Here is a 9,557-nt window from a genome sequence, read left to right on the forward strand (position 1 = left end):
CCGTAGGCGTATGGCGCGACACTGCCGACCGTCCTATAGTGCATCTGACAAAGATCATCAATCTGTCTGTGAGAGGATTTCTCAATGCCGATCTGCAGAGTCAGGCCTGTGCGATGACCTACCGCACTCTTCTTGCCCTGGTGCCCGCACTTGCCATGCTGTTTGCCATAGCCCGCGGTTTCGGCTTTCAGAATCTTATGGAATCCGAGATATTGAGCTTCTTCCCCGCCCAGCACACAGCATTGCAGGCTGCATTCCGTTTTGTCGACTCATATCTGGCCCAGACATCCGAAGGAGTGTTCGTCGGCGTTGGCGTAGTAGTGCTGCTATGGACCCTGATATCGTTGCTCGGCAATGTAGAGGATTCGTTCAATCATATATGGAATCTCAGCGGCGGCCGCTCAATGTTCCGCAAAATGACCGACTATCTGGCCATACTGCTTACGCTGCCCGTGTTCATGATCTGTTCGGCAAGCCTTTCGCTGCTTGTATCCTCCACACTCCAACAACTTATCGATGTGGATTTTCTCAAACCGACAGTCAACTGGCTACTTGATCTCGGCAGCTACATATTCACGTGTCTGTTTTTTCTTGTCAGCTATCTGTTCATCCCCAACACAAAAGTGAAGTTCAAGCCGGCCGCCATTGTAAGCCTGTTTGTCGGTGCAGCCTTCCAGTTGCTGCAATGGGTGTTTGTGAGCGGACAGATGTACGTTTCGAAGTATAATGCCATCTACGGATCATTTTCATTCCTGCCTTTGCTGCTGATCTGGCTTCAGCTTGTATGGCTGGTAACATTTATCGGCGCTCTGCTGTGTTATGCGTCGCAGAATGCCGGACAGTTTAATTTTTATCAGGATGTTGACAACATTTCGATCGCCTACCGACGTAAAGTAGCTGTAGCGATAATGGCTGTCATCTCACGGCGTTTTGTCGAAGGCGAGGCGGCAATAACATCACGACAACTGTCAGCCGACTATGGCCTGCCGGTAGCGCTGGTCACCCCGATTGTGAAATGTCTGCACAAAATAGGACTCATCAATTTCATCGACAACGGATCGGGACAAACCGAACATCCGCTGCAGCCGGCTGTCGACGTCACCCGACTGACTATAGGACGGGTGATCAGACTAATGCAACATGAAGGTAAATCTGACTTCATACCCGAATTCAGCCAACGGTTTGAATCAATCGACAGATTTTGCGACGAGGTCACCGATCAGATGATCTCGGCAGCTGACACGACAAACATCATTTCACTCAATATAAATCCATCAAAGCAATGAAAAAACAGATCGCAACAACCGCCGCTCCCGCGGCCATCGGTCCCTACAGCCAGGCAATAGACCTGGGCAACATGGTATTCATCTCCGGACAGATACCTGTAAACCCCGCCACCGGTGAGATCCCCGAAGGCATCAAGGCTCAGACAGCACAGTCAATCGCCAATATCAAAGCAATACTTGCCGAGGCCGGTCTGACTATCGACAATGTGGTCAAGACTACAGTATTTCTGGCCGACATGGCTGATTTCACTGCCATGAATGAGGTTTATGCCGAATCCTTCACCGCTCCGTTCCCGGCACGTTCGGCTGTCGCTGTCCGCGAGCTTCCCAAGCAGGTGCTTGTCGAGATCGAGACCATCGCCGTGCGATAACCACCACGCTGACAGGATACATTACCGACGATGACGATAGTCCCCACTGGACACGACATCGTCGGTTTACTTTTACAACCATCTATCGACCCTGCGTCAACCGAGACCTCGCGACGCAAGGAAATCGGCTACAACGAAAGTCGAACCGCCTACAAAGATCATATCCGACTCCGACGCGTCGGCCACGGCATTGCCATATGCCCGCGACACCTCATCGTCGACAGACGCCAGCTGTAGTCCGGCATCATTCACTTTCTCAGCGAGCATCGTGGCCGGAAGCGCTCTATCGACCGACGGACGGCAAGCATATACATGCAGCCGCGGAATACCACGCAATAAGCCAAGGACTGAATCGACATCCTTGTCGGAGACAAATCCTATCACCAGACGGACTGCCTGACCACCAAATGTCTTTAGACGACGGGCGGTGTAGATCCATCCGCCGGGATTATGACCAGTGTCGCAGACAGTCAACGGATGCCGATCCACGATCGTCCACCGACCCATCAATCCTGTAAGAACGCAGACCTGCGAGAACCCCGCCCGGACTGCCTCGGCAGTGATATCGAGCTGCGACCGACGCAACGATTTTACAGCTTCGAGCACAGTCAATGCATTATGATACTGACATTCGCCAGTAAGCGGCGATGCTATATGGCCGAAACCGACAGTATCATAACATTGCATACCTTCATTACCGACCGACACCTCTTTGATCTCATCGCTATCAGCTGCAAAAACCAACGGTGCTCCAATCTCGGCTGCCTTACGCTCGAAAACAGCTCTGACCTCACCTTGAGCCTCTCCGACGACCGCCGGCACTCCGGGCTTGAATATCCCGGCTTTTTCGGCAGCTATGAGAGGCTCTGTATTTCCGAGGAGCCCTGTATGGTCAAGCGATATGTTGGTGACGACAGATAGCATCGGAGTTATAATGTTGGTGCTGTCAAGGCGTCCGCCAAGCCCCACCTCCACTACGGCCACATCCACCCCTGCCTTGGCAAAGCACCAGAATGCCATGAGGGTGCAGACTTCGAAAAACGACGGGTGAAAGCCGTATTCCACCTTTTTGAACCGCTCCATAAAGGCCACTACCTCCGAGCGCGCTATCATTTTGCCATCGATGCGTATGCGTTCGCGGAAGTCGAGCAGATGCGGCGAAGTGTAAAGTCCCACACGATAACCGGCACTCTGAAGCACCGACGCAAGTGTATGTGCCACCGACCCTTTGCCGTTTGTGCCTCCCACATGGATTGTACGATAAGCGTTCTGCGGGTCGCCAAGGCGTCGGGCGAGTTCCATCGTCGTATCAAGTCCCGGATCAATGGCTACGGCTCCTACCTTGTGAAAAGCGGTATAGCCGTCGTTGAGTTCCGACAGGACTCTTCTATATGATTCTTCTATATTATTGCACATATCTGTCAGTTATATATTCAAACAAACGCCTCAGAATCGGCGAGTGGCGATCTACGGCCGAAAGAGTGCGGAATCCGGCATTGCCGTTGACCTCGCAGACGGTGAATCCTCCCTCGGGAGTAAAAAGCAGATCCACACCGGCAAACTCAAGTCCCAGACACCGGGCCGCAGCCACCGCCATCCGTGCCGCGTCATCAGACAGAGCACAGACACTCGCACTTCCACCCTGGGCATAATTTGAGCGAAACGACGAGGACGAATGACGCATCACACACCCGACCGTATGCTCTCCCACCGTCCAGACCCTCAGGTCGCGTCCGCTGCTCGACCTCACATAGTGCTGTATCAGTGCGTCCGATCCGGCTGACTTGATGGCATGATCATATTCATCGCAGCTATTGACCAGAAACACATTCACTCCACAGGAGCCTTCGATCGGCTTGATGACAAACCTACGGGCTCCGATAGCCTCGCACGCATCATCATAACTCAGAGCCGAAGCCGGATAAACCGTAACCGGCGTAGGAAGCCCTGCTGCAGTAAGCGCCTGATGAGTCAGAATCTTATCGGCACTCTCCTGCATGGAGATCCAACGGTTGACAGCCGGTATGCCTAAACGCTCGAAATGGCACGATATGTCGCGGAAATATCCGCGCATGACCGCGAAACGCGGAGTGTCGATCTGTCGTCCGCCAATAAGAGTCAATGCATTGCCATCAACATAACGCATCTGAATTTGCTCGGCAAAAGCTACAGCCAATCTTATGCCACAACGCTGTGCCTCCGCCCGCCACCAATCAAACGCAGTAGACGCTTTAGTCAGCGTGGACTCTGGGAAAACAATTAATCCGTCAGGCATACTCTCTAATCCGGTGAGCAATCAAAAAAAATCAAAACATGATATAGCCGGCTATTCCGGCCAGACATATCACCAGTATCGGGTGCCATTTGATGAAAAACACCATCACAAACGCTGCCACACAGATCGCCACGCTTTTGATCACATCAGCGGAAGTCGAACCGAAGTTGGCTGAATTCATGAGCAACAACGCCGCCGAAGCTATCAGTCCGACTACCACCGGTCGCAATCCGGCAAACACACCCTTGACAATGGCGCTGTCTTTATGACGCTGTATAAAATGCGAAGCATAAAGCGTCAGGATAAACGACGGCACAACGACTACAAGAGTACAGGTGAGCGATCCGAGTAGGCCCCATAACGGACCGACAAAAGCCGGATCGGATACTCCCGGCGCCACATAGCCTATATATGTGGCCGAATTTATGCCAATCGGCCCTGGAGTCATCTGGGATATAGCCACGATATCGGTGAACATCTGCGATGTGATCCATCTCGGTCCCACTATCGCACGCTCTATGAGCGCAAGCATGGCATATCCTCCGCCGAACCCGAACAAACCGATCTTGAGATATGCCCATATAAGCTTTAGATATATCATCTGTCACCTCCTTTCGCATTGTCTTCACGCCCGCGCAGACGTGTCATGGAAAATTTCATGTGCATATACCCGCCCGCTGCGCCAAGCACTATAAATATGATCGGATTGGACACAACCGGCCATTTCGACCATATCAACAACGCCACAACTGCCGGAATCAAGACCGTACGCCAGCCTATGTGCGCCGCCCTTGCCGTAGTGATCACCGGAGCTATGATCAGTGCCACTACCGCCGGACGTATGCCGGCAAAAATACTGCTTAACACCGGATTGTTTTTTATAAGATCAGGTGTAAGAAATATTGCGATACACAGAATGATCAAAAACGAAGGCAATATAGTTCCCAATGCAGCCGATACGGCTCCCCGTGTCCCCTTCAGACGATCACCGACAGCAACAGAAATATTGACAGCCAATATACCCGGCAGCGACTGTGCCACCGCAAGCTGGTCAAGAAACTCGTCTTTGGCAAGCCACCTGTGCTTATCCACCACCTCACGCTCTATGATCGAGATCATGGCCCATCCACCTCCAAATGTGAAAGCCCCGATCTTCATGAACGTAAGGAACAGTTTCAATAAAATGCCTCTTTCCTTATCCATAATGACCACAAAATTACTCAAAAAAAGCCATACGACACAATGCACACTGTGTTCACAACATGCACACCGGCCAAATAAGACCTGAACAGGAGTCGGGAGTCAGTCACATAGCAATATATCCTGCGGCTGAAGAGCACCTTCGTATAAATCGACCTATAGCAACCGACACCAGTTTTTGCGTATTTTAGCTTAAAATGTTAACTTTGTAGGCGGAAGAGGTGAACCTTCTCCTATTTACCACCATTTATATTAAGTAAGTTGCTTTTGAACAAACAGAAACATCAACTAATTCACAGATTATTTATATGGCACACTACAAATCCATACGCAACAACGCCATACTGGCCGGCGCAGCTCTCTGTCTTTTAGCACAGGGATGCTCAGTTTTCAAGAAAACCGAAACCCCGGCCGCCACTATCAACCGGCAGACTGATGTGGTGGAAACCAAGACTCCCGAACAGACCGTCGCGGCTATTGACCGGGTGCTTTACGGCGAATGGACCATAGCCAACGTCGGTGGGATGGAAGTGACCGGTGAAGAGCGTCCGTATCTTATTTTTGACACCACGGCGGTCAATCCATTTGAAATGAAGCTGTATGTCAATGACGGATGCAATTATCTCAACGGCCGTGTAGCTGTCACCCCGAAGGGAGATATCCGTCCGGTCAACGACTTTCTGTCGACGATGAGATATTGTGCCGATGCGAAGTATGAGCTTGGAATCGGCACGGCGCTCAATTCGATGGCTCACTTCAAAATCGAGAAAATTTCAAATGACTATATCCTTTATCTGAAAAACGCCTCTGATTCCACTACTATGACAATGCGCAAAAGCGACCTGACATTTCTCAACGGGGCATGGCGTGTAAGCGTGCTCGACGGCAAAAACATCCCTGCCGACGCCGAAATGCAGATGGTCATCGACCTTCCTGAACTGAAGGTTCACGGCAACACAGGGTGTAACATCCTCAACGGATCGATATTCGTAGACCCCGCAAAACAGAATTCGCTGCAATTCTCCAATCTGGCCACGACCCGCATGGCCTGTCCTGACATGGAGCGCGAGCAGAAATTCCTTGTGGTGCTCGAACAGGTTGAAACGGCCATCCCCGGCAAGGACAAGGACACCGCTCTGCTCAAGGACGATCATGGACAGGTGATGATGCAACTGACCAGACTCAATCTGCCGAAGCAATAAAGGCCCAGCACAGCGATCATAAGGTTTGTGCAGTAATCTGCACGATCAAATCAAAACGACATTGCAGTCCGTATTCAGACCACACTAACCACAGCTATATCAGCTTAAAACGAATCACACATAACTGAAAACACAATGGAGGAAATAATCAGATATTTCCCTGAGCTGACACAAACCCAGCGCGAGCGTTTTGCCGCGCTGGGTACTCTGTATTCCGACTGGAATGCAAAAATCAATGTCATATCCCGCAAGGATATTGACAACCTGTATGTGCATCACGTGCTGCATTCTCTTGCGATAGCAAAGTTCATGACTCCGGCTTCCGGATCACGATTGCTTGATATGGGCTGCGGTGGAGGCTTCCCCGGCATACCGTTGGCCATCATGTGGCCCGACTGTCATTTCCACCTTATTGATCGCATCGGGAAGAAGCTTCGTGTGGCGCAGGCGGTGGCCGATGCTATCGGTCTGACGAATGTCAGCATACAGCATGGTGATATCGGCGAATGCCGTGAGAAATTCGATTTCGTTGTCAGCCGCGCCGTAATGACCCTTGACCAGCTTGTGCCGCTCGTCACCAAAAACATAGCGCATAACGACCGCTCTACGCTTCCCGACGGGCTGATATGCCTAAAAGGGGGCGATCTGAAAACGGAGATCGACGCCACTCGGCGGCCGGTGCTTGAGGTGCCGGTATCCGACTGGTTTGACGAGGAATACTTCTCTGCCAAAAAGCTTCTATACGTAAGAATATGAAAATCCATAGCTTTGAATTCAATCTTTTCGGAGTCAACACTTATCTTATATGGGATGAGCTGACACTCCATACAGCCGTTGTGGATCCGGGCATGTCCAATCCTGCCGAGTGCGAGGAATTCTCACGTTTTGTAAGCGACAACCGGCTTGATATTGTCAGGCTTATCGACACTCACCTTCATATCGATCACACAATGGGCAACGAATATGTCGAGGCAACATATCATGTAGGCCTTACAGCCCACCGAGCCGATGCACCGCTTGGAAAGATGCGGGCCGCACAGGCTCGTGCATTCCATCTGCAGGGAGCGCACGACACACCGGTGAAGATCAATATAGAAGTGAACATGGGCGACAAAATCTATCTCGGCAAGCAATGGCTTGACGTGATCGAAGTACCCGGGCATTCACCCGGCTCCATAGCCCTGTACTCTCCCGAAGGAGGATTTGTCGTGACAGGCGACGCGCTTTTCAACGGCAGCATCGGCCGCACCGATCTGGCCGGAGGGGATCATGCCACACTAATCCGGTCTATACGGTCGGGGCTTCTGACACTACCGCCAGACACCATGGTTTATCCCGGTCACGGGCCGTCGACAACCATTGCGCGTGAGATCAACTCCAATCCTTTTCTTTGACAGTCATTATTTCTCATCGATGATATAAACAATGCCCCGTGATATCTTTGCCGGAAATCACGGGGCATTGGTTTTATGTTCTCTCAGATTACAAACAGTCAACGTTTTTTTGAAGTCCTTTTTGTCGCTCTTCTTGCTGTTGCCTTGCGCCGGGCTGTCGTTCTTTTCTTTGCAACGACTTTATTGTGAACAGCCTTGTTGAACGAGAAAACATCCTTGTGTGTAACCTTGTTTTCAAAGTCGATTATTTGGGTCGGGTTGATGGCAACGCCCATGAAACGCGTTTCGAAATGAAGATGTGGGCCGGTACTGCGACCGGTATTGCCTCCGAGAGCTATAGGCTCTCCGGCCTTGACCCGCTGATCGGGTTTAACAAGGAATCGCGACAGATGCCCGTAGACGGTTTCCATGCCATTGTCATGACGGATCACAACATAGTAGCCATAACCACGTCGCTCAAATTTTGTCATGCGGATCTTACCGTCGAAAGCTGCACGTACGGTATCACCGACGGCAAGTTTCAGGTCTATACCGCGATGCACTCTGCCGAAGCGCGGACGATAACCGTAATTCGATGTGACATGTCCGGGCACAGGATGATAGTATCCACTGACATCTATGTCTTTTGTATCAGGAATCACAGCGTTTACATAGGGGTTTACGCTGGCGCTCTCCCAATATTCACCATACACCTCCGCTTCATCAGGCATCTCTACCTTTGAAAGTTCGCTGATATACTTCAGCGTGTTGATCACTTTTATGTCGGCCGAAAGCGGCTTCTGCGATGCGAGCAGATCTTCATGCTCTTTGTTGTGATTGTCGGGCAATTTGAATTGCGCCTGAGCCGGCATCATCGCCGACATAACGGTCATTGCAGCCGCTACTGCTATATGTTTTAACTGGATCATCAATAGTTTGTAATTACTCTTTTCAGGTCAGTTATAAGTTTCAATCAGTCTATCTCCAACGAAGAATAGATAAAATCCATATATTCCGGCTTCCATTCATATATCTCTTCAGGCTTAAAAAAGCGCCCGATCTCGACAACGGCCTCTTCTGCTGTTGAAGAGGCGTGGATGATATTCTCCTGATTGCTCATCGCAAAATCGCCACGGATAGTGCCAGGCTGCGCCTCGCGTCCGTTGGTGGATCCTGTCATCATGCGGACAACATTAACGACATCCAGACCTGCAAGGCATACGACTATCACTGGCGACGCCATCATGGCCTTGAGAAGATGAGGGAAGAAAGGCTTTTCGACGAGATGACTGTAGTGCTCCCGCAGAATGGCCTCATCGAGCCACATCATCTTGATGCCGGATATTATCAAACCTTTCTGCTGAAATCGTGCCAGTATCTGTCCGACACAGCCACGCTCCATTGCGGAAGGCTTGAATATCACTAATGTTTTTTCCATGAATATTTTAGATTTTTTTTGCTTTTCCGTTGAAAGATGCTCAAAGATAGCAGTTTTTTTCGACAAGAACAAACAATTTCAGCTCATCGTGAGCACTTTGCGACATAATGCCACAACCCACGCAAGCCAATCGTTGACATATCAACCACTTAAGTATAATTGTGAAAATAACCCAAATTATCGATATGGTTGTAAAAACACCACAATCCGGCGATTAACCATTATTAAAAAGTGTTGTATCACTTAGCGTTAACGCAACCATAACTTATCCATCCGCCGGTCAGGATATGCGACTCCAGTCGCTCGCACGCTGATACATCCTGTCATACTCCCGGCGCATAGCCACATGTTCAGGCTTCTCTAAAAACGGATCATTGTCAAGAATATCCGATGCCGCATTGCGAGCCAGTTC

11 protein-coding genes are annotated in these 9,557 nt (G+C 50.4%); 5 read left to right on the forward strand and 6 right to left on the reverse strand.

Annotated features, from left to right (window positions below; translation table 11 throughout):
- Together C5O24_RS08270 and C5O24_RS08275 are read left to right on the forward strand one after the other, a co-directional pair.
- Window positions 1-1,286: YihY/virulence factor BrkB family protein (locus tag C5O24_RS08270; RefSeq protein ID WP_107681693.1), on the forward strand; the 1,286-nt coding region annotated here is incomplete at its 5' end.
- Complete coding sequence (locus C5O24_RS08275; protein WP_107034839.1) at window positions 1,283-1,657, forward strand: Rid family detoxifying hydrolase; 375 nt, start codon at window positions 1,283-1,285, stop codon at window positions 1,655-1,657. The genes C5O24_RS08270 and C5O24_RS08275, both read left to right, overlap by 4 nt.
- 96 nt (window positions 1,658-1,753) lie before the next feature.
- Here the strand turns inward: C5O24_RS08275 and C5O24_RS08280 are convergent, their stop codons facing one another.
- The 4 genes from C5O24_RS08280 to C5O24_RS08295 all read right to left on the reverse strand — a co-directional run bounded on the left by C5O24_RS08280 (window position 1,754) and on the right by C5O24_RS08295 (window position 5,135).
- Window positions 1,754-3,073 (reverse strand): bifunctional folylpolyglutamate synthase/dihydrofolate synthase, encoded by a 1,320-nt coding sequence (locus C5O24_RS08280; RefSeq protein WP_107034840.1) that lies wholly within the window; start codon window positions 3,071-3,073, stop codon window positions 1,754-1,756.
- Window positions 3,063-3,803 (reverse strand): ATP-grasp domain-containing protein, encoded by a 741-nt coding sequence (locus C5O24_RS08285; protein WP_161553857.1) that lies wholly within the window; start codon window positions 3,801-3,803, stop codon window positions 3,063-3,065. Before C5O24_RS08285 ends, C5O24_RS08280 begins: the two co-directional genes overlap by 11 nt.
- Window positions 3,804-3,963: 160 nt before the next feature.
- The gene (locus tag C5O24_RS08290; protein WP_107681695.1) at window positions 3,964-4,533 is read right to left on the reverse strand and encodes a chromate transporter; all 570 of its coding nucleotides are present in this window, start codon (window positions 4,531-4,533) and stop codon (window positions 3,964-3,966) included.
- Entirely contained in the window at window positions 4,530-5,135 is a 606-nt protein-coding gene (locus C5O24_RS08295; RefSeq protein WP_107681696.1) for a chromate transporter, read from the reverse strand. Before C5O24_RS08295 ends, C5O24_RS08290 begins: the two co-directional genes overlap by 4 nt.
- A gap of 305 nt (window positions 5,136-5,440) precedes the next feature.
- Between C5O24_RS08295 and C5O24_RS08300 the strand changes: the two genes are divergently transcribed.
- The 3 genes from C5O24_RS08300 (at window position 5,441) to C5O24_RS08310 (ending at window position 7,728) form a co-directional block, all read left to right on the forward strand.
- A complete protein-coding gene (locus C5O24_RS08300) occupies window positions 5,441-6,334 on the forward strand; it encodes an META domain-containing protein (RefSeq protein WP_107681697.1) in 894 nt (297 codons plus the stop codon).
- 135 nt (window positions 6,335-6,469) lie between these two features.
- Window positions 6,470-7,090: a 16S rRNA (guanine(527)-N(7))-methyltransferase RsmG gene (gene rsmG / locus C5O24_RS08305; protein ID WP_107034845.1), complete on the forward strand. Its 621-nt coding sequence runs from the start codon at window positions 6,470-6,472 to the stop codon at window positions 7,088-7,090.
- Window positions 7,087-7,728 carry an MBL fold metallo-hydrolase gene (locus tag C5O24_RS08310; protein WP_107034846.1) on the forward strand — a complete coding sequence of 214 codons (642 nt, stop codon included), beginning with the start codon at window positions 7,087-7,089 and terminating at the stop codon, window positions 7,726-7,728. Before rsmG ends, C5O24_RS08310 begins: the two co-directional genes overlap by 4 nt.
- A 98-nt stretch (window positions 7,729-7,826) precedes the next feature.
- Here C5O24_RS08310 and C5O24_RS14590 read toward each other — a convergent pair whose 3' ends face one another.
- Together C5O24_RS14590 and ndk are read right to left on the reverse strand one after the other, a co-directional pair.
- Window positions 7,827-8,636, reverse strand: coding sequence for a M23 family metallopeptidase (locus C5O24_RS14590; RefSeq protein ID WP_107034847.1), 810 nt, complete (start codon window positions 8,634-8,636; stop codon window positions 7,827-7,829).
- Between the two features lie 44 nt (window positions 8,637-8,680).
- A complete protein-coding gene (gene ndk, locus C5O24_RS08320; protein ID WP_107034848.1) occupies window positions 8,681-9,145 on the reverse strand; it encodes a nucleoside-diphosphate kinase in 465 nt (154 codons plus the stop codon).
- Window positions 9,146-9,557: the final 412 nt, after the last annotated feature.

This window comes from Paramuribaculum intestinale (assembly GCF_003024925.1).
GTDB lineage: Bacteria > Bacteroidota > Bacteroidia > Bacteroidales > Muribaculaceae > Paramuribaculum > Paramuribaculum intestinale.

Coding starts and splice junctions, on each gene's coding strand:
- C5O24_RS08275 (WP_107034839.1), top strand. CDS start 1,283: ATGAAAAAACAGATCGCAACAACCGCCGCTCCCGCGGCCATCGGTCCC.
- C5O24_RS08280 (WP_107034840.1), bottom strand. CDS start 3,073: ATGTGCAATAATATAGAAGAATCATATAGAAGAGTCCTGTCGGAACTC.
- C5O24_RS08285 (WP_161553857.1), bottom strand. CDS start 3,803: ATGCGTTATGTTGATGGCAATGCATTGACTCTTATTGGCGGACGACAG.
- C5O24_RS08290 (WP_107681695.1), bottom strand. CDS start 4,533: ATGATATATCTAAAGCTTATATGGGCATATCTCAAGATCGGTTTGTTC.
- C5O24_RS08295 (WP_107681696.1), bottom strand. CDS start 5,135: ATGGATAAGGAAAGAGGCATTTTATTGAAACTGTTCCTTACGTTCATG.
- C5O24_RS08300 (WP_107681697.1), top strand. CDS start 5,441: ATGGCACACTACAAATCCATACGCAACAACGCCATACTGGCCGGCGCA.
- rsmG (WP_107034845.1), top strand. CDS start 6,470: ATGGAGGAAATAATCAGATATTTCCCTGAGCTGACACAAACCCAGCGC.
- C5O24_RS08310 (WP_107034846.1), top strand. CDS start 7,087: ATGAAAATCCATAGCTTTGAATTCAATCTTTTCGGAGTCAACACTTAT.
- C5O24_RS14590 (WP_107034847.1), bottom strand. CDS start 8,636: ATGATCCAGTTAAAACATATAGCAGTAGCGGCTGCAATGACCGTTATG.
- ndk (WP_107034848.1), bottom strand. CDS start 9,145: ATGGAAAAAACATTAGTGATATTCAAGCCTTCCGCAATGGAGCGTGGC.